Raw genomic sequence first — 22,075 nt, forward strand, 5'->3', positions numbered from 1 at the left:
TTGATATGATATGAGATGAAGACAAAAAGGAGGTCCTTTTAACATGCAATTCATCCTCATCGCCCTCATCGTTTTCTCGCTTGGTGGGTATTTGTTAGCAAAACGCCGCGCGTTCCATACGAAAAGCACGAACCGAAAATACTTGTTCAATACGCAAGCGAGCATTTGGTTGAGCTTGTTCGTCATCCTATTCGCCGTCAACCAGTTCGTTTCCGGAAACGGATTAACGACACTCGTCGGGAAAATCGTTTGTTCCATTTTAATCATCGTCGGTGTTGCTTCATTCATCGCCGGATTCATCCGTTACAAAAAGATTTATCCGTATGTCGTCCGCGAGATGGAGCAATCCTGAGCTAGATTCAGAGGAACCGAAGTCCATTGACTTCGGTTCTTTTTGATTCATTTAACGATCGATGAGTTGGGATGTCACGAGTGCCTTCGCAACGATTTGTGTGCCTTGATACATCTCGACATCGACTTTCCCGAATTTTCGACCGACGTCAAAGACATTCGCCCGGATCGTTACCGTGCTCTCGATTTGAACAGGTTTAATGAAATAGATGCTGACGTTCTCGATGACAAGGTCACCTTTTTTCATATGGCGCAACATTCGCGTCGCTCCTTCGACTAGAAGCGTCGTCAACACCCCACTCGAAGCAGTCCCCATGAAGTTCGTCATTTGCGGCGAGACCTCAAGCGATAAGTACGGTCCCCGTTCGTCCTCTGCCGCCTTGATCTGTCCTGTAATTAGATCGTCGAACGTCTCTCCGACTTGTGGCTGACGATTCGCGAGTTGCAGTGCCTTGAGGACGTCTTGCCGACTAATGATCCCGAGCAATCGACCGTACTGGTCGATGACCGGTAGCATCTCGATTCCTTCCCAGACCATCTGATGCGCGGAATTCGTGACACTCGTTCGAATACCGACCGTGATCGGGTGACGGGTCATGACTTTTTCAACAGCCCAGTCATGTGGACGGTCAATGATGTCCTTCGCTGTCACGACACCGACGACCTTCATTTGTTCATCGATGACGGGATAACGGTTGTGTTTCGTCTGCTCATTCAACTCATGCCAGCGTGAAATCGGATCCGTCGTCTGTAAATAGAACGTATCATGCAACGGAATTAAAATATCCGAAACGAGTAAAATCTCCTTTTTGATCAATCGATCATAAATCGCACGGTTGATCATCGTCGCCACCGTGAACGTATCATATGACGTCGAAATGATCGGTAACTCCATCTCATCCGCTAATCGTTTCGCATCTTCTGTCGTATCAAAGCCACCGGTAATCAATACAGCAGCTCCTGCTTCAAGCACGAGTTCATGTGCTTTTTCGCGGTTTCCGATGATGACGAGACTATCGACATCGATATAGCGCATCATGGCTTCGAGCTTCATTGCGCCAATGACGAATTTCGTCAACGTCTTGTGTAATCCATTTCGACCACCGAGCACCTGACCGTCAACGATGTTCACGACTTCCGCGAATGTCAGCTTCTCGATATTTTCTTTTTGTTTCTTTTTAATCCGAATCGTTCCGACTCGCTCAATCGTCGAGACGAACCCTAAATTTTCTGCTTCCTTGATGGCGCGATAAGCCGTCCCCTCGGATACGGTCAAATCCTTCGCGATTTGTCGGACGGAAATCTTTGTTCCGACATCAAGATCTTCGATATGTCGAATGATCTGTTCGTGTTTCGTAGGCATACTGTATCCCTTCTTTTCCTTTTTTCTACTCTCCTGTCATTATACTGTACTACTCTAAAGATGAAAACGTGTACTAGTCTGATTTACGATAAATGTTTTTCGAACCGGACGATGATATACTTATGTAGAAAATGAGTAGAGAGGTGGAATCATATATGAGCGAACGTACGAACCAAATCAGTGAATTCCTGAAAGAACAAGGAATCGACTTAGCCGTCGTCACTTCGAAGGCAAATGTCTTTTATTTCTCAGGAGTCTACGCTGAACCCCACGAACGTGTCATGGCGGTCCTCGTCGATGTAACCGGCAAACATGTATTATTCTGTCCGGCACTCGAAGCAAGTATCGTTGCAGCGAGCCCTTGGGAAGGAGACGTCGTGACGTATGAGGATCACGAAAACCCGTTTGATCGATTAGCAGAATTATTCGCGACATTCGAGCACTCGAATAACCGAATCGGTATCGAAGGGGAACACATGACGTTTAGTCGCTATCAGGAACTAAGCTCACGTCTCGAGAACGCAGCCATTCTTGATATCGGTGAGTCTTTACAAGCGCTTCGTCTGAAGAAAACACCGGAAGAAATCGCTATTCTTCAAGAAGCAGCCGCACTTGCGGACGAAGCAATCGAAATCGGTAAACAAGCGATCCGCCCAGGAATCACGGAAATCGAAGTCATTGCAGAAATCGAATATGAAATGAAGAAAAAAGGTGTCCGTGAGATGTCATTTGATACGCTTGTCCTATTTGGTGCAAACAGTGCTGATCCGCACGGTGTACCTGGCGACCGTGTCATCCAAGAAGGCGATTTCGTCTTATTCGATCTCGGCGTCGTTTGGAAAGGCTACTGTTCCGATATTACACGGACCTTCATTTATGGCGAAGCGAACGAAGAACAGAAAAAGATTTATGAAACAGTTCGCCAAGCACTTGAAGCCGCGACAGAAGCGAGTCAGATCGGCACGACACTCGGTTCTTTAGATAAAGCAGCCCGTGACGTTATTACAAACGCTGGCTACGGGCAGTACTTCACACACCGTGTCGGTCACGGACTCGGAATCGAGGTTCATGAATTCCCGTCTCTCGCGTCAAACAACCTACTGACGGCTGAAGCTGGTATCGTCTACACACTCGAACCAGGCATTTATGTTCCAGGTGTCGGTGGCGTCCGTATCGAGGATGATATCCATCTCACTGCGGAAGGTCCAGTTGCGTTAACTCGCACACCAAAACACCTTCAATCCATTCCGTCATCTTAACTCAAGAAAAATGGAGCTGACTCAACAGTCAGTCTCTACAAAGATAAGGGTGGCAGAATGATAATCTGCCACCCTTATCTCGTGGATGACGCGCCACACGCCACTCCTACAGGAAAAGCGCATTTATGCGCTGTCAGAGACGAACAAGACCCGCTTTCCTGCTTAAATGAAGCAGGAAAACCGGCTTGTGTCTCGCCTGAGGAAAGGGCGTGAAAGACGCGTCATCCTTTTTTTGAGTCAACCTCATTTTCTCTTACTTACGGGATTGATGGACGACATTGACGCCACCTGTCACATCGAGGATTGCTCCCGTGATCATACTTGATTCTTCTGCCAACAAGAAGGAAATCGCGCGAGCGATATCTTCTCCGACACCCGTTCTTCCGACCGGCGTCGCCTCATCTTGCTCCGCTTCAGAAATTTGCTTCGTCTTATTGTCACCGACGATGTTTCCCGGGTTGACCATGTTGACCGTGATGCCGTGTTCCGCTTCTTCAAGCGCTACACTCTTCGTCAAACTCACCATCCCGCTTTTAGCAGCAGCGAACGCCGCCCGGCATACCCATCCTGGCGCTGTTGCACTCTCCGGGAAACCGTACGTAATGATTCGACCGTAGGCTTGCTTACGCATGACAGGCAATACTTGACGCAACAGCCAAAAACTAGCTGTCAGATTTCCGGTGATCACTTCATTCCATTCCTGATCGGTGTAATCCACTAACGCTTTTCGTTCAAATATATAAGGTCCTGCATTAAGTATCAACGCATCAATCCGACCTTGCTCATTGATTGCTTGTTGGGTTGCGCGTTCCAATTCTTCTTGATTCGTCACATCTGCTTGAATCGTTATGAGATTCGGATGTGTAAATTCGGGTTCGGAACGATGAAACGCTGTCACTTTCCAACCTTCTTCCAGTAACTGGCGCGTCACTCGTTCTCCCAGTCCTTTTGTACCTGCTGTAATTAACGCGTGCCTCATCTTGGCATCGCCCCCTTTCACTGTCTCCATCTTACGACGGAACGGAAAGGAAGGACAATTTTTAGAACTCACTGAATGTTTCATCCGCTCCCAGTAAGAGAATGGTATAATTAGGGTGTACTCATCATATCGATTACGAAGGGATGGATTCATTATGGCAATCGTCTATCATAATGTACTCGTAGCAGTAGATGGCTCAAAAGAGGCAGAACGTGCCTTCGAGACGGCAATCGATGTTTCATTGCGAAATGATGCAAAATTGATCATCGCACACGTCATTGATACACGGACATTCGCTACAGTAGAAGCCTATGACCGCACCATCACGGAACGTGCCGAATCTTACGCGAAGGAATTGCTAGACGAATACGTCAAGACCGCTCAAGATCGCGGTGTACAGGAAGTCGAAGTAGCGATTGAATACGGCTCACCGAAAGTAACGATCGCCAAAAAGCTTGCCCCTAATCACGATGCCGATTTAATCATCTGTGGCGCAACTGGTTTAAACGCTGTTGAGCGTTTCTTCATCGGTAGTGTCTCTGAAAGTATTACGCGTTACGCAAAATGCGACGTCTTGATCGTCCGTTTATGAATCACTCTTCTACAAAAAGCCTTTCTTCCTTCATTTCAAAGGAAGCGAGGCTTTTTTGACGACCTACTTAATCAAAAAAACCATCGAACCAATGTCCGATGGTTTAAAATCATTTGTATTTTACTGTGACCGTACGACGACCCCAGTTGAATGCTTCTGAACGAGAGTAGTAAAGGATATCCATCTTCTTCCCTTTGATGGCACCGCCAGTATCAGCAGCTGTATACGTCCCTTTTAATTTCCCCTTGTAATACACTTTCACTGTCGAACGAAGTGGAATGACACGTGGATCAACCGCTACGACTTTCTTTTTCGAGCTTTTGATGTTCCAGCCGATTGCTGTCAGATTACCACTACCTGGATCATACGGTGTGTAGGCCGTTGCGCTTACGTTCGTGATTGTTTTCCAACCACCTGTCGATTGTTTTTTCGAACTGCTTGACGTCACGACTTTCGAGTAGCTTGCGCTAAGGTAAGCTGTTTTACCTTTGTAACTTACTTTATACCAGTTACCTGTTTTTGCTTTGTACGATAACGTTTGGTTCTTATATAGAAGACCGAGCTTTTTCGAAGAGGTAGTAGCTTTCTGACGAATGACTAGGCTATCGACTGTTGACTTGACGCTTTTCTTAGTTGCAGCCTCTGCTTGAAGACCTGCGAACGAACTGAGTGCTAACACGACCGTTAAAACACTTGCGAGCATCCGTTTCATCATGTATTTTCTCCTCCATCATTGTTTCGTGTTTGTTAACTGAGATTAATATACATGACAAAGCGAGGGAGTGCCGTTACATATAGACCACAAAAATATGTCTGTACTATTACTTTTATGTTACAAACGACTCATTTTTTTAAGAAATCGATCGTTTTTGGGTTTATTTTTACAAGGATGACGATTCATTTTTCGTTATATGACAAACACCGTAACAATAGATCGTATGTTCGTATATTATATTTCTTAGATTTTATAAAAAAAGACTGAATCGTCGGAATGACGACTCAGTCTTTTTGATTGAAACGATTATGCGTTTTGAGCAACTAATCCACCAACACGAACCGTGTCGCGTGCAATCATCAATTCCTCATTCGTTGGAATGATGATGACTTTAACTGGTGAGTGTGGGTAGTTAATGAAGAGTTCTTCTCCACGAGCTCCAGTGTTGAGTGATGGATCCCAGTAAACGCCCATGAATTCAAGACCACGTAAGACACGCTCACGGATTGAATCTGAGTTTTCTCCGACGCCGGCTGTGAAGATGATCGCATCGACACCATTCATCTCAGCAGCATATTGCCCGATGTAACCGTGGATACGGTTCGCAAAGATACGGAGTGCCATCTCTGAACGATGGTTTCCTTCTTTAGCAGCTGTCTGGACATCACGCAAGTCACTTGAAAGACCTGAAAGGCCATAGATTCCAGACTCTTTGTTCATGACGTTCAAGACGTCTTCTGCTGTTTTCCCTGTTTTCTCCATCAAGAATGGAATCAACGCTGGGTCAAGTGAACCAGAACGTGTTCCCATTGTGATCCCTTCAAGCGGTGTGAAGCCCATTGTCGTATCGATTGATTCGCCACCCGAAACTGCTGCGATCGATGCTCCGCTACCTAAGTGACATGAGATCAAACGGAGGTCTTTTAACGGACGACCGAGTAATTCAGATGCACGTTCCGTAACGTATTTGTGGCTCGTACCGTGGAAACCATATTTACGGATACCGTATTCTGTATAGTAATCATACGGCAAGCTGTAAAGGAAGTTTTCTTCTGGCATCGTTTGGTGGAACGCCGTATCGAAGACTGCCACTTGTGGTACTTCCGGAAGCAATGCTTGGAATGCCCGGATTCCGATCAAGTTTGGTGGAATGTGAAGTGGTCCGAGTTCTGTGTACGACTCGATATCGTGCATGACTTCATCTGTAATCAATACAGAGTCAGCATATTTTTCTTTACCATGAAGAACGCGGTGTCCAACACCTTTAATCTCATCGTAAGACGAGATGATTCCGAACTCCATCAATTTTTCGAGTGACAACTCGACTGCTTCTTTATGTGTTGCAAGTGGGAGGACATCTGTATACTTTTGTCCTTCACCATATTTAATCGTAAAGATTGCATCGTCTTTACCGACGCGTTCAACGAGTCCGACTGCGATCATCGTTTCGTTCGGCATTTCGAGCAATTGGAACTTCAAAGACGAACTACCTGCGTTTACCGCCATAATTTTTGCCATGATTTTTCCCCTTTTCCATTTGAATCCAATGAACATTCACATCTGTTTAGGTTTTCTTCTATTTCTGTTCTACAACTAGAATAGTCAAATTAACGACAGATTTCAATCACTTTGCGTAATTCATTTTAATTCTGTGTTAATCCATTCATCAATCTGTTTCACCATACCACCAAACGCGCGGGCATCTGTGAACGATGGCAACTCAGCAAGCAATGCTTGTTTTGGCATCTTCATACCGGCTAAATGATTACGGACGATCAAATAACTTTTTGCCGCCTGTTCTTGTTTGAACATCGTGAGCGGCAACTGCAAAATACCGATGACATGCGCTTTGGATTCGAAGTACTGTTTCAACTTCCCTTCCGTATCATGCTGGAACAGACCGTTCGGGATGACGAAGACACCGAATCCACCTGGTTTGACGTATTGCATCGCTTGTTCAATCAACAAGAAATGACTGTAGCTCATGCCTTCGTCTCGTTTCAAGATGTAAGAAGCGGCAGCCTCTTCATCCGGATAATAACCGACAGGAAGATCAGCCATCGCAAGATCAACTGGATCTAACAATAATGGTCTTAACGCATCTTGATGGGTATACGTGACTGGATAGTCGAGTAATTCCGTTACCGCTGCCGATAAACGAATCAATGTCTCATCCACCTCGACCGCCTCAGCAGATGTACCTGTCGAAAGTTGACTTAAGACAGCATGTAACATGCCACCTGTCCCACTCCCCAACTCAAGTAGTCGGATGTCCTCCTTACCTACCAATTTCCCGATTAGATAACCAGCAAACAAAGCGACGCTATCTGGCGTCGGCAAATGGTTCGGTTGCGCTTGTTTCATCCCTTCTAGAATAGCAAGCGATACTGCCTTACGAATGACTTCTTTGTCTACATTTTCAGTATGACGATCGTTCAATCGATCAATCACCGTCGTCAACGCTTCTAAATAGGGCATATCAAGATCACGTTCGATTTGTTTTGTTTGACGTGTTAATTCCTTATATAACTTTTCTAACGGTTCCATGTACGTCATCCTCTCCAAAACGAAACGGCCCCCCGTAGAGCGGGAGCCGTTTCTATCATTAGTTCCATTGTAACGCTTCAGCGGCGTTTGTAAACCATTCTTACTTCGCTTCACGTGCTGCAGCGAGTGCTGCTTCGAAATTGACTTCGTCTGTTGATTCTTCAAGATATTCAACGTACGTAATCTCGTTGTTTGAATCAAGAACGAAAACAGAACGGGCAAGCAGGCGTAATTCTTCGATGGCTACGCCATACTGTGTACCGAATGAAAGATCACGGTGATCAGACAACGTCACGACTTGATCGAGACCGCTTGATGCGCACCAGCGACGTTGTGCGAATGGAAGGTCGTTTGAAACCGTCATGACCGTCACACCTTCGATTGTTGCTGCTTCTTCATTGAATTTGCGTGTCTGCGCATCACAAACGCCTGTATCGATCGATGGAACGACGCTGATGATCCGGACACCTTGATATGTATCACGTGTTACCGGTGATAAGTCGTTAGCTAACACTTGAAAGTCAGGTGCTGTTTGTCCGACTTGAACCGCTGTACCTTGAAGTGTGATTGGATTTCCTTTAAATGTTGCCATTATGAATTCCCCTTTTCCCCTGATTGGATATACTGTATTTTCTATTTAACTATAGGAATGATCCGCGAAGATGGCAAGCGTTCTGCCATAATTGATGGACTTCAGTACCCGTCTTTCCAAAAAACAGGTATAATGAAAGAGTTCATGAAACGCTTTCAAGGGGGAATTGACCATGGCTCGAAATAATGTCTACCTGTACTACCGAAATACACAAAGACACGAGACGCAGGTGCGAAAGTTGATTGATGTCGGTACACGATACGGACTGAACGTCGTCCAAGATCACCGACAAGCAAACATCATCGTCTCGATTGGTGGAGATGGGGCTTTCTTGCAAGCGGCACGCTTCACAGGTTTCCGTGATGATGCGATCTATGTTGGATTCGCTGAAGGACCCAACTCGTTCTACTGTGATTTTGATATCAATGATCTTTCTGCGGTCGAAGCCATCTTTAAAGAGACAGGCAACCGTGTCTCGGATGGTGAAATCGAAGTACGTCGTTATCCACTGCTCGAAGCATCCATCAACGGTGGACCACCGATGCTCTGTCTGAACGAATGTTCCGTGAAGTCGAGCATCATCAAATCACTTGCAATCGAAGTCTATATCGACGACTTCCTGTTTGAGACATTCCGTGGGGATGGAATGGTCATCTCAACACCGACGGGTTCTACAGCTTATAATAAGTCACTCTCTGGTGCGATCGTCGATCCGTTGATCCATTGTCTTCAAGTCAGCGAAATTGCTTCCGTCAACAACAACCGGTACCGGACACTCGGTTCTGCTTTCCTATTGAACCGTGGACGGAAACTTTCGTTACGCATCATCGAGGACGGAAACGACTATCCGATCATCGGGATGGATAACGAAGCACTCAGTCTCACACGAACAGATTCAGTCGATATCCAGCTTTCTGAAAAAGAACTGAAAACCGTCAAATTGACGAACAATACATTTTGGCATAAGATTCAACGCTCGTTCTTATGACAATAAAAAATCTGCCTCCTCGGGGCAGATTTTTTTATTGCGTCTTCCGTTACGTCACCCTTTATACTCCAATCAAAGGAGGTACACAAATGATGTATTCCACTCAGGAAATCTCCAAACTGACCGGCGTCACAAAACGAACACTCTATCATTATGAGACGATCGGTCTCCTCGTGCCAAAGCGTACCAATGCTGGTCACCGAAGTTACAGCAGAGAGGATCTTTTACGTTTACAACAAATCCTGCTCTACCGCTCTCTTGATTTCCCACTGTCAGAAATCCAAAGATTACTCACGCAATCTGATTCCAATCATCATACGACACTGAAAAAGCAGATTGCACTCCTTCAAGAAAAAGCTTCGCATTATCAAATGCTTGCTCGACTCGCTGAACAGACATTACTCACCTTAAAAGGAGGACTCCCGATGAAAGACGAACAATTATTCCGCGGTTTGCGCCACGAAGAGATCGTTACGCATGAAAAGCAACATGCAGATGAAGTTCAAAAACACTATGGCGACACAGACGCTTATCGAATCAGTGCAAAAAGACAACAACAACGAACGCCGAAAGAGAAAGAACAACTGAGCAGCATGCATAAGCAACTCGATCAGCGCTTGACGACCCTTTACCGCGAAGGGCACGCGACGACGGATCCGGACGTTCAACAAGTCGTCAAAGAACAACATGATTTCATCGATACGTACTATTACCCGTGCGCATTATCTCTCTTTGCCTCACTCGGTCAGATGTATGTGTCTGACGAACGATTTCGTGCCTATTACGATGCGTATGCACCCGGACTTTCGACGTTCTATTCGGAAGCTATTTCACACTATGCGCAAACATCACACTAACGCGGCTTCCTCCTGATAAACGGTTTTTCCAGCTTGGACTGTCTCGACCAAACGGTTATTCAAGATGGCTTCCCCACGCAAGCGATAGAAGTCTTCTTCAAAGATGACGAAGTCGGCATCATAGCCTGGTAAGAGCAATCCTTTTCGACCGTGTGTTTCCGTCGCGAGATGTGGATTTTTCGTAAAGAGCAACAAGGCTTCAAACATCGATAACGTCTCGTTCGTCTTATTGACACGCCCTGCCATTCCTTCCGTCGCTGCATAAAGCGACCGCCGGACATCGGGGTCAGAGATCGGTGCATCTGCTCCGCCGCACAATAGTGCGCCGGTCTCAGCTAACGAACGTAAACGATAACTCCAGTCTAAGCGGTTCAAGCCGAGTCGATCGACGATGAAGTCGGCGTCATCTAGTAAAAAGACTGGTTGAACGTCAATCAAGACCGGTAACTTCCGAATTCGCGCAAGCGTTTCTGGTCGGACGACCGTCGCATGAATGATGCGATCTCGTTTCCCTTTTGGTGCCGGATACTTCTCGAGCACCTGTACGAACCGCTCGATCGCTAAATCACCGATGACATGTGCCGCGACTGTGAATCCGTAACTACGTGCGCGTTTGACGAGTTGTTCGAGTTGTTCTGGCGTATGCACTTCGATGCCGCGTGTCGTCGGATCATCGGAATAACCACGACCGAGAAGAGCTGTTCGTCCTCCGAGCGCGCCATCGACGAACAGTTTCATCGCACCGATTGACATCGTTGACGGTAAAGTAGGTTGTTGTTGCACGAACTCATCGATGACAAGATGATGCACGAGCAAATGCGTATGGAAGCCTGTCTCTTGCGTCACTTCCTTATAGGCTTGCAAGATGTCCGCGACATCCCCGTGATACGACAAGTCTTCTGTGTGTGCCGCAATAATGCCATATTGGTATAAGTTCTTAATCGCTGACCGAAGGGACGCTTTATTCCGCTCCAAGTTTCCAGCTTGTAACGCATATAAAGGTTCAAGCGCCGCATCGTACAAGAATCCGTCAGCTTCACCATTATCCGATAAACCGACCTTTCCACCTTCGATGACGGTTGACGCTTTATATCCGAGCTGTTGGAATAAGACATCGTTAACGAGTGCTGTATGCCGGTCTGTCCGTTTCAACAAGGCAGGTGCGTCAGGGAACAACTGATTGAGCCATGCTTTCGTTGGTGTACGATCAAGCTTCGTTTCGTCATAGCCTTCTGCCACATGGATCCCATTGACTGGTTCCGCCTTGAGAAAAGCTTGTCCTAACGCTTCAAGCGTCGTATAACGCGAGGCATCAACACGATTGATCGCTTCCCCGTAACCGATCAGATGAATATGCGCATCCGTAAAGGCTGGATATACAGCTTTTCCGTTCAAATCGTGAATCTGATCAATTCGTCTACCGAAACGGCGGCGTAGTTTTCCTTCTTCTCCCATTGCAATGATCCGCGTCTTTTCGACGAACATCGCTGAATGGACATCCTCTTCATGTGCCATCGTTCGAATCAATCCGTTTACGTATAGTGTTCCCATTCCACTCACTCCTCTTTTTACAAAAATAGGGTGACCATGACGGTCACCCTGAATTGTCGATCCTGATTTAAACGTGCAATGTTTCCTCTGGTGCACACGACCGTTTAATACGTTCGATCGCGGCCGGATCGTATTCATTTAGGACACGTTCCGCTAAGACAATCGTTCGTTCATAGTCTCCCGCTAAGAACTTCGTTTCCGCGATCGTCAGCGACATATGTATCTCGTTGTCGTGGCGACGGTACCGGTTCGCATACTGGACGAGCCGTTCGGCATACGTGACTTCGAACACTAATGTATCTAACCGTTCTTGCACATGTTTAAACGTTTCTTGGACGTCTTGACTTTGTGCGACGATCGATCGAACGTTAAACGGTAACTCCTCTAACCGTGTTTCAAGCGTCTGCAGTGAACGATTCGCATTTCGGAGCGCTTCTTCCACCTCAGCCGGTAAGTTCGGTAATCCGAGTCGTTTCAGACGGAGACGTGTCTGCGACAGCTGATGACGCCATTCGACGATTCGTTCGCGAACTTCCGTCTCTTCTTTTCGAAGCGCCTGGAGTTCGACCGTGAAGCGTTCGTACTGAATCATCAACTGTTCTTCGAGGCGAATCGCATCGCGCATCTGATCTTCGAGCATACTGAACGGGATGATTTTTCCGGCAATCGACTCATCAAGATCTTTTGCTGCTTCAAACAGTAGCTCTTCGTCACGCTGGATCGTTTCATAGTGAATCCCTAAATCTGCTGAGATTTCATATTTTTCACGTAAGATACTGAACTCTTGTGCCAATTGATGAATCCGTTCACGCATCCGTAGCGCTTTTTGTTTCAAGAATTGGTTTTCCTTTTTCACTTGATGACGCGCATCGACCTCACGACGGAACGTATCATACATTTGATCCACATCGGCCGATAACTGTTGAATCGCCTCTTCCAAACCGTCGACTTCTAGCATTTCGATTTTTTCAGCAAGGCTCAGACGTTGTTCCTCGAACCGTTTGATCTCGGATTGGAGACCGAGTGGTTCAAGCGGATACCCATCTAACGACATTTCCTTATAGCCTGCTCCGAGCTGATCAATCCGTTGACGTAATTCATGAGCGAGAATCTTCCATTGTTTCGGTACAAGTTCGACGAGTTGACGCGTCGTTGCTACTTCTTGCTCGAGTAGCAAGCTTGTCTCATACGCCTTCGTCACTTCACCTGAAGCTTCGTACTGACACATCTCATTCCAGTGCGCATCGATTTGTTCACTTCGTTCTTCCAGACGCGCAAGCGCCGGACCGAATGAGTTCGCTTGAATCAATAATGATTTCCGAACTTGCCCTGAATCGGCTTCCCCTTGCGCTTTTAGTTCGGCTAGAACCGATTGATTCGTTTTGAACGTCGACATCTCGACGAGCATCTCATCGATCAACCCTTCGAGTTCTACAATCAATTGTTCCGTTACTTCGAGGTCATTCTTGACGGCGATGAACCGATATTTATCGAGCGCTTCCTCCGCCCGGTAAAGGGTCTCATCGATTTGGGCGACGTGGACCGTTAATAACTCTTCCCACGCTTGATGCCAGGAGCTGAACTTCGTCTCCGTCTCACCCGCCATCGGTAGTTGCTTTAAGTCCTGCAACTCCTTTGGAATCGATGCACTGACGATGCCTTGTTTGCGCATATCAAGTTCATCGATTTTCGTGTAGTATTTTTTTCGACTGATCATGCTAAATAGCATGACGAGTAATACGATGACGATGACTCCGATCACCCATGCCCACATTTGTCACGACCTCCACTCTGTCCTACGACTTTAGATTTTCTCTAAATCGCAATAATCTTATCCTTATAATAGTATAGCGCAACCGTTTTGCATAGATTTACAAGGGCTTTTCCTGATTTCTTCCGCTGTTTTGAATCCTTTTTCCAAAAATCAATTGTTTGTCAGCCACGCGAAAACTCGTTAAACTAAAAAAAATACGCTTTTTACGGGAGGAATTTTTATTATGTTCGAAACAAAGACATATGAAGGTGACCGGACGAAACAATACGACATGCTCTCAAAACAACTCGATGCGCTATTAATGGGAGAAGACAATCAAGTTGCAAACTTATCGAATGCAAGCGCGTTGCTCAACCAGTTCCTCGACCGTATCAACTGGGTCGGCTTCTATTTGACGGATACGGAGCAAAACCAACTCGTCCTCGGACCGTTCCAAGGACTTCCAGCTTGCGTCCGTATTCCATTCGGTCGTGGCGTCTGCGGAACGTCCGCAGCAGAACAGACGACACAACGAATCGAAGATGTGCATCAGTTCCCAGGTCACATCGCATGTGACGCAGCTTCGAATTCAGAAATCGTCATTCCACTCGTCAAAGACGGACAAACGATTGGTGTCCTCGATATCGACAGCCCAGAATTCAACCGTTTCGACGAAGTCGATCAAGCTGGTCTAGAAGCATTCTGTACGACACTGCTTCGCCATCTGTAATTCTGATTGACAGTCGATTGTCCACACCGTATACTTGTAAAAGTGCAGAAATGATAACGATAGCGGTCAAATCGCTTACGTATCACATTTCATGACTCGGTGAATAACCGGAGGGGCATCGTGTAACTTTGCTATCAAGCGAGGGTGCCACATCATGAAATGGGCGTAATGTGGGTTTGATGGCGTTATTATTTTTATGCAAATAATAACGAACAATAAGGAGGAGTCTTATTATGGCTCGCTATACAGGTCCAGCTTGGAAACTCTCACGTCGTCTCGGTATCTCACTTACTGAAACAGGAAAAGAAATCGCAAAACGCCCTTACGCACCAGGTCAACACGGTAACAGCCGTCGTAAAGTATCTGAGTACGGTCTTCAACTTCAAGCGAAGCAAACACTTCGTCACATGTACGGAGTAAACGAACGCCAATTCAACCGTATCTTCAACGATGCTGGCAAAATGCCTGGTATCCACGGTGAGAACTTCATGTTCTTACTCGAAGCACGTCTTGATAACGTCGTTTACCGTATGGGTATGGCTCGTACACGTCGTGCTGCTCGTCAGCTCGTCAACCACGGTCACATCCAAGTTGATGGACAACGCGTTGATATCCCATCATTCCGCGTGAAACCAGGTCAAACGATCTCAGTTCGCGAAAAATCGAAGAACTTTGTCGTTATCAAAGAAGCACTCGAAGTTGCTCCAGCAACTAAAGACTTCGTTACTTTCGATGCTGAGAAGCTCGAAGGAACGTTCGTCCGTCTTCCTGAGCGTTCTGAATTGAACGATCAAATCCAAGAACAACTCGTCGTCGAGTACTACTCACGTTAATCGATTGTTTTTGTTATTAAATTTAAAAAGTCATAATTCCTTTGTTTAAAGGAATTATGACTTTTTATTTTCGTGTTTCTTTTCAATTTAAATTAGTAATTAGTATTACGTCATAAAGTGTTTTTTATTTTACTTATCAAATATTAAAACCAAATAATGCTAAAGTTTTTTCAGTTAAAAACTTGGTCCGTGCGTCAATATCTTCAAGAGTCCACTCATTTTTAGTATCCTTGTTTTCATAATCACCAAAAATAGAATCATTTAAAAATAGATTGGTTTTTAATCCTGTTTCAGCATTAGTACTAGGATCTCTGTAATTTTTTTTATCCACAAAAGACTTCGAACTCATACCAGAATTATAGCCTGTAAGAGTTAAATTACCGATTTTATGCACATGATTTTCAAGCAATAAAGCAATTTGATCTTCATTTGAAGTTTTTTTAAGGAGAATGTCTTTCCAATCTTTATTTCTCTCAGCTGATTGAGGCATTATATGTTCCAGAGTCCAAATGTAACTTCCTTTATCAGTTATGCTATCTAATGAATCTGTAACTTGTTTATTGAAAAATGTACCGTATTTTCGTTCTAAATATATTAAAATTATTCTTGTAGCATTTTTGGAATTTAAATACACAGAACCTTCTAAAGCAACTTTAAATTCTTCCTCATTAGCTGCTATTGACAAAAAGTATTCTTTTGTTTGTTTTATATTTATTTCCTCTACATTTTCAACATCTGCTAACTTCCTAATGCTTTGAATAGATTTCGATCTAATATTTGATGCTTTAGGTTTTAAAATAATATTTCTTCTTACAAAATAAATAATTAAAAAATCAAAAAAATCGTTAATTAAATCAACAGTTATTTTGTCTTCATAATATTTATTTAATAAATAAAAAATAACTGGATAAGCTTGAGTAGATTCTAATTTATCAAGATACAGCAATTTTTTTTGAGTGACTTTATTTAGATTTAAGATATTAATGCTGTCTACCTTACTACTCATATTAGTAAAAATTTTTCCTCTTATTATAAGATCATTATATAAGTATGACCTTTCTCACTAAATATTTTATCATAAATATTTAGTGCAGAATTTTGTGTGATTGATGCTTTACTCGTAGATTCGAATGTATCGTAATTATTTAATAAAAATTGAGATACTACACTAGGAATAATTTCATCATTCTCATTGTAAAATAACGAAATCAATTCTTCCCATTTTTTTACAGCTTCTTGTTTTGTCAAAAAGTTACTCGTTTCTCTTAAATAAAATGATTTAAATAAGTCAATTAATGTTAGAGGAACACCTTTTGCGTTAAATGATGTAAAAACGTTAAAAGCGTCATTCAAATTAGGAACTCGTATTCTAAGTATTTCAGCATAATTCAGCTTATTATAAAATTCCAACAGCCGTCTAGTTCCTAAATTATATTTTTCTTCATCTAACTCTTCTTCACCGTAAAATTTACTTTTGATTAATTTTTTAGTATAATCATATCTTTTTCCGAATACTTTATTTTTATGCGGCTTTGAATTTTTATCTCCTTTTAAAATTAAATTTAGTAATTCTCCATAGATCATATTGTCTGGAGCTAATAATGACAGTTTGGGATTCGAATCTGTCTTTAATAATTTGTCCTTTATTCTACTTTTTATTGCGCTTGATTCCTCAATTAACTGTTCATTTAACTTTCTACTTTTAAGAGATTCACTTAAATTTTCAAAAGTAGCCAAAAGAATAAGAGCTATAGTTGTAACTCTTTGTTGACCATCCACAATATCAAAATAATTCTCTTTATCCGAGTATTCTGTAACTATTATGTTTCCTAAATAGTATCCTTGTGGTTCTTCTAAAATATCCTGTATTAAAGTCTCAATGTTTTCTTCTTTCCATGAATAATTTCTTTGATAAACAGGCACTTCATAGGTGATATCTAATTCCAATGGAAATAATTCTGAAACGGTTTTTTTATCTGGTTTTAAGTCCATAATAAACCTCCTAATAATTACTAAACTAATTATAGCCTTTTTGTAAGAAAAAAGTGATTTGAAATATTTATTTTTAATATATAGGTTTCTCTCATAATTTGTGTTAACCTTTAAATATACATAGTTAACACAAAAAGAAAAGAGGACTTCATTCATGAAAACTAGAGATTTAACTTTCATCGCCCTTGGTGCTGCCATCATCGCAGCCGTCAGCTCTTTGCCACAAATTCAACTCGTCGGCGCTGTTCCAATCACGCTTCAGATGCTCGCGATCATGACGGTCAGCGCGATTCTCGGTGGAAAACGTGGTGGACTCGCTGTCCTAATCTTCTTATTACTCGCAGCAGCTGGTCTACCGGTGCTTGGCGGAAAAGGCGGACTAGCCCCATTTGTCGGACCAACCGTTGGTTATTTGATTGCCTTTCCGATCGCTGGATTCTTCATCGGACTTGTTGCTGAAAAAACGCGTCGCTTCGTTCCCCTCTTCATCGGGATGATCGTCTTTGGTCTTGGTTTAGTCTACCTGCTTGGAACATTTGGTCTAATGGCTGTACTCGATCTATCGTTCAAAGATGCTTTTGCGATTAACTATCCTTTCATCTTATGGGATACGATCAAAGCTGTCATCGCCACGACGATTGCCGTTCGCTTGTTGCCACTCCGTTTATTCCGAACAGCTTAAAAAAACGCTCTCTGCATCTAAGTGCAGGGAGCGTTTCGTATATCATCAAGCATGCTCGACGACGAAGTATTTTTTCTTTCCGCGACGTACGATCGTAAAGCGACCGATTGCATCAGCTTCCGTGATTTCTTTCGTTAAATCTTGCTCGCGTTCTCCGTTTAGGTAGATTGCACCGTTCGTGACGTCTTCACGTGCTTGACGTTTTGACGGACTGATCTTCGCCTCAACGAGAACGTCGACGAGGTTTGTCGCTTCACCGAGTGTAAAGCGTGGCATTCCTTTGAACGCATCTTCGATATCTTCGACTTGCAACGATTTAATATCTCCACTAAAGAGTGCCGTCGTAATACGTTGTGCTTGTGTCAGACCTTCTTCACCATGGACGAGAACGGTCATCTCTTCTGCAAGACGACGTTGCGCGACACGCTTCTCTGGTGCTGCCTTGACTTCTTCTGCGAGCGCGTCGAGTTCTTCGTGCGTTAAGAACGTGAAGTATTTCAAGAACTTGATGACGTCAAGATCGTCAACGTTGAACCAGAATTGGTAGAACTCGTACGGTGACGTTTTGTCAGCGTCTAACCAAACCGCACCACCTGCTGTCTTACCGAATTTCTGACCGTCTGCTTTTGTAACAAGCGGTACCGTCAAACCGAATGCTTTTTCTTCATGACCCGCACGACGAATCAATTCCATCCCTGCTGTGATGTTCCCCCATTGGTCACTTCCTCCGACTTGAAGGCGGCACCCTTTGTCTTCGTAGAGTTTCAAGAAGTCAAACGATTGAAGTAACATGTATGAGAACTCAGTGAATGAGATCCCGTTTTGAAGTCGTGAGTCAACAGAGTCTTTTGCAAGCATGTAGCTGACCGGGAAGTGTTTTCCGATATCGCGTAAGAAATCGATGATCGTCAAATCTTTCGTCCAGTCCAGGTTATTGGCGATCGTGACCGGGTTTTCTCCTTCAATTGGTAAGAAACGTGACAACTGGTCCTTAATCCGATTCGCGAACTCTTCGACGATATCCGATGTATTCAACGAACGTTCTGTTGCGCGACCACTCGGGTCTCCGATCATTCCCGTTGCTCCACCAACGAGACCTACGACATGGTGTCCTGCTTGTTGGAATCGTTTTAAGACTAAAATCGGCAACAAGTGCCCGATGTGCAATGAATCAGCTGTTGGATCGAAACCCGTGTATAGCGTTGTTGGTGTCTCGAGTAATGTCTTCAATCCTTCTTCATCCGTCATTTGGTTAATTAAACCGCGAAATTCTAAATCCTCTAATAACGTCATTGTGTCTCCTCCTAAAGTTCACTTTTAACAATAAAAAACCGTCCCTTCGTCTAAGACGAAGGGACGGAAGATTCCGTGGTACCACCCTGATTGCCCTTTACATAAAAGGACCACTTGGTTCGTCGATAACGGGACGGACCGCTTGATTTCTCAAGAAACTCCCGGAAGCGTAATTCGTAAGTTCACTGTGTCCTAGTTCGCAGCACCACTAGGTCTCTGTCACAGGGAGTGACTTACTACTGTATTCCGATCACTGTTTAACATAATATATGAAAATAAGATGGTTTCATGATACGTCGAAGGCGAATCCGCTGTCAAGTCCGATTTCACTGGTGGATTTATGGTATAATACGTCTATCTGTGATTTAATATTAATTTACACCTAAGTTTAAGATGCAAAGGAGATCATTTATGCGCGAGAACTGGTTCAAGTTTTGGAATCACCCCCGGACGAAAGCCGTTCGGCACTGGTCGAATATCACATACGATGTTTCATGGAACATCATTTTATTCCTCATCATAGCAGTCCTTCTCATCGGCAGCTTCTCTGTCGGAGCGGCTGGAGGATATTTCGCTTCCCTAGTCAAAGATACGAAAGCCCCACCTTTGACTGAGATGAAACAAGAAGTGAACAGTTATGCGGTGACAAGTCAAATTTATTGGGGAAGTGGCGAAAAGCTGACGAACATCTCAACGGATGAAGAACGTCAGCCGGTTGATATCAAGAATATCTCTCCTTATTTAATTGATGCGCTTCTATCAACGGAAGACGTAGATTTTTATCAACATGATGGAGTCGTTCCAAAAGCGACTTTGCGAGCAGTCTTACAAGAATTGACGAATTCAGCGTCACGCACAGGCGGAAGTACGCTGACACAACAATTAATTAAAAACCAAATCCTGACGAATGAAGTTTCATTCGAACGGAAAGCAAAAGAGATCATCTTAGCGCTCCGCCTTGAAAATGCGATGTCAAAAGATGAAATTTTACAGGCATATTTGAATGTCGTCTCATTCGGACGAAATTCACTCGGGCGTAACATCGCTGGTATCGAAGCTGCTTCCCAAGGGGTCTTCAACAAATCAGCGAAAAAACTGACGTTACCACAAGCGGCTTTCCTCGCTGGTATTCCGAAAAACCCTTACTACTACACACCTTATCTACAAGGCGGTGTCGTCAAAAAAGACTTGACGCCAAGTGTCAATCGGATGAAGACCGTGTTGAAGCGGATGTATGTTGCAAAAAACATTACAAAAGAACAATATGAAAAAGCAATCAAACACGACATCACGAAAGACTTCGCGAAACAGTCGAAACGTTCGCGTGACACGTATCCGTATGTCTATGATTTAGCAGAACGTGAAGCGACGAAGATCATGACGAAGTACTTGATGAAACAAGATGGTGTGAAAGAAGACGAAGTCAAACCGTCTGAACTGGCAGAAGTCCGGGCAAACTATCAAGATCAAGCACTGGTTGCACTCCGTCAAGGTGGATACAAAGTTCACATGACGCTAGATAAAAAAATTCATGAATCGATGCAACAACCTGCGAAGAACAACGGGAACTTCCCTGGTGGCATGCAGTACAAACAAGTCGTCGATCCAAAAACGAAAAAAACCGTTTCGAAACAAGATCCAGAAGAAACAGCAGCAGTCATGGTTCAGAATGAGACGGGGCGTATCCTCGGATTCGTTGGTGGACGTTACCTTGATGGAAAAGCCGATGATTTTAACCGAGCATTCCAAGCGAAACGTCAAATCGGGTCAACGGCAAAACCAATTCTCGTCTACTCGAACGGAATTGAAAATCGTTTGATCACTCCGGCATCTACCGTCAATGATGAAGAGTACTACTACCAGACCGTACCACGTCAACCAGGTGATCGTCCGATCAAGAATGAAGGTGGACGTTATCGTGGAAACGTGACGGTTCGTACAGCACTTGAACTCTCATTAAACGTACCTGCCGTTAAGATTTACGAGAAGATGAACATGTCGAACTCGATTCAAAAACTCGTCGATATGGGTGTTGAAGTACCGGATGCGATTCGTTATGCTCCTTCGGCGGCACTCGGAACGATGGAGATTACACCAGTCGAACTTGCTGGTGCTTACGCGACACTCGCCAACTATGGTGAATTCGTGCAACCATACGTCATTTCGAAAATCACGAAAGACGGAAAAGATATCTATAAAGCAAAACCGAAGAAAAAACGAATTTATGAACCACGAACAGCTTACCTGACGCTTGATATGATGCGTGGCGTCTTCTCAAAAGGTACAGCAACGTTTGCTAAAGATCGGTTGAACGTTCCTGGAGATTGGGCTGGTAAGACAGGTACGACGAACGATGTCAAAGACTCTTACCTTGTCGGTTCCACTCCTGGTGTGACGCTTGCCGTTTGGACAGGACACGATCAGAACAACTCACTCATCGGTCCAACAACGTATTACCAACGAACACAAACGCTGTGGTCACAAATGGCGAATGCGACGTATGCCGCGAACAGTAGTTACTTCAAATCCGGTGCCCGCTTCACGCAACCATCTTCTGTAACAGCAAACGACTTTAAGAACAGTGGTCGCTTCAAAGAAGAAGATAAGAAGAAAAAAGCGGAAGAGGCAAAGAAAAAAGCCGAAGCGAAGAAAAAGAAAGAAGCAGAAGAAAAGAAAAAAGAAGCGGACGCTCAGAAGAAAGAAGAGCAACAAAAAGAACAAGATCAGGCGAAAGAAAAAGCGGAAGCTGATGCTAAGAAAAAAGCAGCCGATGACGCCAAGCGTGCTGCCGATGCAAAAGCAAAAGCCGAAGCAGAGGCAAAAAAGAAAGCGGAAGCGGACGCTAAGAAACAAGAAGCTGATGCTAAGAAAAAAGAAGCAGATGCGAAGAAACAGCAAGAACAACAGAAGAAACAAGATGAAAAGAAAAATGATGCTGCTTCTGAAAACTAACAAAAAGGATGAATCACCTGTCACGGTGATTCATCCTTTTTTACGT

The 22,075-nt window shown here is 44.1% G+C and carries 20 protein-coding genes and 1 other annotated feature; of the genes, 9 read left to right on the plus strand and 11 right to left on the minus strand.

The window, feature by feature from the left end; all coding sequences use genetic code 11:
• The first annotated feature begins 43 nt into the window (after positions 1-43).
• Positions 44-352 (plus strand): YtpI family protein, encoded by a 309-nt coding sequence (locus AC3B4V_RS06860; RefSeq protein WP_023469045.1) that lies wholly within the window; start codon positions 44-46, stop codon positions 350-352.
• Between the two features lie 51 nt (positions 353-403).
• Here the strand turns inward: AC3B4V_RS06860 and AC3B4V_RS06865 are convergent, their stop codons facing one another.
• The gene (locus AC3B4V_RS06865; RefSeq protein ID WP_023469046.1) at positions 404-1,714 is read right to left on the minus strand and encodes a DRTGG domain-containing protein; all 1,311 of its coding nucleotides are present in this window, start codon (positions 1,712-1,714) and stop codon (positions 404-406) included.
• Positions 1,715-1,869: 155 nt separating this feature from the next.
• Between AC3B4V_RS06865 and AC3B4V_RS06870 the strand changes: the two genes are divergently transcribed.
• Positions 1,870-2,973 (plus strand): M24 family metallopeptidase, encoded by a 1,104-nt coding sequence (locus AC3B4V_RS06870; protein ID WP_149427715.1) that lies wholly within the window; start codon positions 1,870-1,872, stop codon positions 2,971-2,973.
• Between the two features lie 253 nt (positions 2,974-3,226).
• On the opposite strand, the gene AC3B4V_RS06875 is transcribed toward AC3B4V_RS06870, so the two are convergent.
• The gene (locus AC3B4V_RS06875) at positions 3,227-3,952 is read right to left on the minus strand and encodes an SDR family oxidoreductase (protein ID WP_195864613.1); all 726 of its coding nucleotides are present in this window, start codon (positions 3,950-3,952) and stop codon (positions 3,227-3,229) included.
• Positions 3,953-4,106: 154 nt separating this feature from the next.
• Here AC3B4V_RS06875 and AC3B4V_RS06880 point away from each other — a divergent pair, with 154 nt between their 5' ends.
• Complete coding sequence (locus tag AC3B4V_RS06880) at positions 4,107-4,544, plus strand: universal stress protein (protein WP_029342342.1); 438 nt, start codon at positions 4,107-4,109, stop codon at positions 4,542-4,544.
• Between the two features lie 109 nt (positions 4,545-4,653).
• On the opposite strand, the gene AC3B4V_RS06885 is transcribed toward AC3B4V_RS06880, so the two are convergent.
• The 4 genes from AC3B4V_RS06885 to tpx form a co-directional block, all read right to left on the minus strand.
• Entirely contained in the window at positions 4,654-5,259 is a 606-nt protein-coding gene (locus AC3B4V_RS06885) for a 3D domain-containing protein (RefSeq protein ID WP_050678579.1), read from the minus strand.
• A gap of 306 nt (positions 5,260-5,565) precedes the next feature.
• Positions 5,566-6,777 (minus strand): acetate kinase, encoded by a 1,212-nt coding sequence (locus AC3B4V_RS06890; protein ID WP_047393528.1) that lies wholly within the window; start codon positions 6,775-6,777, stop codon positions 5,566-5,568.
• A gap of 120 nt (positions 6,778-6,897) precedes the next feature.
• The gene (locus AC3B4V_RS06895; protein WP_023469052.1) at positions 6,898-7,806 is read right to left on the minus strand and encodes a class I SAM-dependent methyltransferase; all 909 of its coding nucleotides are present in this window, start codon (positions 7,804-7,806) and stop codon (positions 6,898-6,900) included.
• A 100-nt stretch (positions 7,807-7,906) separates the two neighbouring features.
• The gene (tpx, locus tag AC3B4V_RS06900) at positions 7,907-8,398 is read right to left on the minus strand and encodes a thiol peroxidase (RefSeq protein ID WP_035396538.1); all 492 of its coding nucleotides are present in this window, start codon (positions 8,396-8,398) and stop codon (positions 7,907-7,909) included.
• 172 nt (positions 8,399-8,570) lie between these two features.
• Here tpx and AC3B4V_RS06905 point away from each other — a divergent pair, with 172 nt between their 5' ends.
• Positions 8,571-9,386, plus strand: a complete 816-nt coding sequence (locus AC3B4V_RS06905; protein ID WP_023469054.1) for an NAD kinase — start codon at positions 8,571-8,573, stop codon at positions 9,384-9,386.
• Positions 9,387-9,475: 89 nt separating this feature from the next.
• Positions 9,476-10,243 (plus strand): MerR family transcriptional regulator, encoded by a 768-nt coding sequence (locus AC3B4V_RS06910; protein ID WP_488378023.1) that lies wholly within the window; start codon positions 9,476-9,478, stop codon positions 10,241-10,243.
• Here the strand turns inward: AC3B4V_RS06910 and AC3B4V_RS06915 are convergent.
• Both AC3B4V_RS06915 and ezrA read right to left on the minus strand, forming a co-directional pair.
• Positions 10,235-11,794, minus strand: a complete 1,560-nt coding sequence (locus AC3B4V_RS06915; protein ID WP_488378024.1) for an amidohydrolase — start codon at positions 11,792-11,794, stop codon at positions 10,235-10,237. The two genes, AC3B4V_RS06910 and AC3B4V_RS06915, sit on opposite strands and share 9 nt — an antisense overlap.
• Positions 11,795-11,861: 67 nt before the next feature.
• On the minus strand, positions 11,862-13,568 hold the full coding sequence (ezrA, locus tag AC3B4V_RS06920) for a septation ring formation regulator EzrA (protein WP_406747421.1): 1,707 nt from the start codon (positions 13,566-13,568) through the stop codon (positions 11,862-11,864).
• A gap of 223 nt (positions 13,569-13,791) precedes the next feature.
• Between ezrA and AC3B4V_RS06925 the strand changes: the two genes are divergently transcribed.
• Together AC3B4V_RS06925 and rpsD are read left to right on the plus strand one after the other, a co-directional pair.
• The gene (locus tag AC3B4V_RS06925; RefSeq protein ID WP_023469058.1) at positions 13,792-14,277 is read left to right on the plus strand and encodes a GAF domain-containing protein; all 486 of its coding nucleotides are present in this window, start codon (positions 13,792-13,794) and stop codon (positions 14,275-14,277) included.
• A gap of 233 nt (positions 14,278-14,510) precedes the next feature.
• The gene (gene rpsD, locus AC3B4V_RS06930) at positions 14,511-15,110 is read left to right on the plus strand and encodes a 30S ribosomal protein S4 (RefSeq protein ID WP_023469059.1); all 600 of its coding nucleotides are present in this window, start codon (positions 14,511-14,513) and stop codon (positions 15,108-15,110) included.
• Positions 15,111-15,246: 136 nt separating this feature from the next.
• Here rpsD and AC3B4V_RS06935 read toward each other — a convergent pair whose 3' ends face one another.
• Positions 15,247-16,116: an HNH endonuclease family protein gene (locus AC3B4V_RS06935; RefSeq protein ID WP_488378025.1), complete on the minus strand. Its 870-nt coding sequence runs from the start codon at positions 16,114-16,116 to the stop codon at positions 15,247-15,249.
• 23 nt (positions 16,117-16,139) lie between these two features.
• Positions 16,140-17,102 (minus strand): DUF262 domain-containing protein, encoded by a 963-nt coding sequence (locus AC3B4V_RS06940; RefSeq protein WP_488378026.1) that lies wholly within the window; start codon positions 17,100-17,102, stop codon positions 16,140-16,142.
• A 154-nt stretch (positions 17,103-17,256) separates the two neighbouring features.
• On the opposite strand from AC3B4V_RS06940, the gene AC3B4V_RS06945 reads away from it, so the two are divergent.
• A complete protein-coding gene (locus AC3B4V_RS06945) occupies positions 17,257-17,784 on the plus strand; it encodes a biotin transporter BioY (RefSeq protein WP_058703902.1) in 528 nt (175 codons plus the stop codon).
• Between the two features lie 45 nt (positions 17,785-17,829).
• Here the strand turns inward: AC3B4V_RS06945 and tyrS are convergent, their stop codons facing one another.
• Positions 17,830-19,077 carry a tyrosine--tRNA ligase gene (gene tyrS, locus AC3B4V_RS06950; protein WP_488378027.1) on the minus strand — a complete coding sequence of 416 codons (1,248 nt, stop codon included), beginning with the start codon at positions 19,075-19,077 and terminating at the stop codon, positions 17,830-17,832.
• 56 nt (positions 19,078-19,133) lie between these two features.
• Positions 19,134-19,340 (minus strand) — a binding site (T-box leader).
• A 148-nt stretch (positions 19,341-19,488) separates the two neighbouring features.
• On the opposite strand from tyrS, the gene AC3B4V_RS06955 reads away from it, so the two are divergent.
• A complete protein-coding gene (locus AC3B4V_RS06955) occupies positions 19,489-22,029 on the plus strand; it encodes a transglycosylase domain-containing protein (protein ID WP_488378028.1) in 2,541 nt (846 codons plus the stop codon).
• Positions 22,030-22,075: the final 46 nt, after the last annotated feature.

The sequence above is a fragment of the Exiguobacterium sp. E17S genome, assembly GCF_057772545.1.

What these genes read in the sequence shown, in the direction of transcription:
- AC3B4V_RS06860 (WP_023469045.1), top strand. Translation starts at nt 44, where the DNA reads ATGCAATTCATCCTCATCGCCCTCATCGTTTTCTCGCTTGGTGGGTAT.
- AC3B4V_RS06865 (WP_023469046.1), bottom strand. Translation starts at nt 1,714, where the DNA reads ATGCCTACGAAACACGAACAGATCATTCGACATATCGAAGATCTTGAT.
- AC3B4V_RS06870 (WP_149427715.1), top strand. Translation starts at nt 1,870, where the DNA reads ATGAGCGAACGTACGAACCAAATCAGTGAATTCCTGAAAGAACAAGGA.
- AC3B4V_RS06875 (WP_195864613.1), bottom strand. Translation starts at nt 3,952, where the DNA reads ATGAGGCACGCGTTAATTACAGCAGGTACAAAAGGACTGGGAGAACGA.
- AC3B4V_RS06880 (WP_029342342.1), top strand. Translation starts at nt 4,107, where the DNA reads ATGGCAATCGTCTATCATAATGTACTCGTAGCAGTAGATGGCTCAAAA.
- AC3B4V_RS06885 (WP_050678579.1), bottom strand. Translation starts at nt 5,259, where the DNA reads ATGATGAAACGGATGCTCGCAAGTGTTTTAACGGTCGTGTTAGCACTC.
- AC3B4V_RS06890 (WP_047393528.1), bottom strand. Translation starts at nt 6,777, where the DNA reads ATGGCAAAAATTATGGCGGTAAACGCAGGTAGTTCGTCTTTGAAGTTC.
- AC3B4V_RS06895 (WP_023469052.1), bottom strand. Translation starts at nt 7,806, where the DNA reads ATGGAACCGTTAGAAAAGTTATATAAGGAATTAACACGTCAAACAAAA.
- tpx (WP_035396538.1), bottom strand. Translation starts at nt 8,398, where the DNA reads ATGGCAACATTTAAAGGAAATCCAATCACACTTCAAGGTACAGCGGTT.
- AC3B4V_RS06905 (WP_023469054.1), top strand. Translation starts at nt 8,571, where the DNA reads ATGGCTCGAAATAATGTCTACCTGTACTACCGAAATACACAAAGACAC.
- AC3B4V_RS06910 (WP_488378023.1), top strand. Translation starts at nt 9,476, where the DNA reads ATGATGTATTCCACTCAGGAAATCTCCAAACTGACCGGCGTCACAAAA.
- AC3B4V_RS06915 (WP_488378024.1), bottom strand. Translation starts at nt 11,794, where the DNA reads ATGGGAACACTATACGTAAACGGATTGATTCGAACGATGGCACATGAA.
- ezrA (WP_406747421.1), bottom strand. Translation starts at nt 13,568, where the DNA reads ATGTGGGCATGGGTGATCGGAGTCATCGTCATCGTATTACTCGTCATG.
- AC3B4V_RS06925 (WP_023469058.1), top strand. Translation starts at nt 13,792, where the DNA reads ATGTTCGAAACAAAGACATATGAAGGTGACCGGACGAAACAATACGAC.
- rpsD (WP_023469059.1), top strand. Translation starts at nt 14,511, where the DNA reads ATGGCTCGCTATACAGGTCCAGCTTGGAAACTCTCACGTCGTCTCGGT.
- AC3B4V_RS06935 (WP_488378025.1), bottom strand. Translation starts at nt 16,116, where the DNA reads ATGAGTAGTAAGGTAGACAGCATTAATATCTTAAATCTAAATAAAGTC.
- AC3B4V_RS06940 (WP_488378026.1), bottom strand. Translation starts at nt 17,102, where the DNA reads ATGGACTTAAAACCAGATAAAAAAACCGTTTCAGAATTATTTCCATTG.
- AC3B4V_RS06945 (WP_058703902.1), top strand. Translation starts at nt 17,257, where the DNA reads ATGAAAACTAGAGATTTAACTTTCATCGCCCTTGGTGCTGCCATCATC.
- tyrS (WP_488378027.1), bottom strand. Translation starts at nt 19,077, where the DNA reads ATGACGTTATTAGAGGATTTAGAATTTCGCGGTTTAATTAACCAAATG.
- AC3B4V_RS06955 (WP_488378028.1), top strand. Translation starts at nt 19,489, where the DNA reads ATGCGCGAGAACTGGTTCAAGTTTTGGAATCACCCCCGGACGAAAGCC.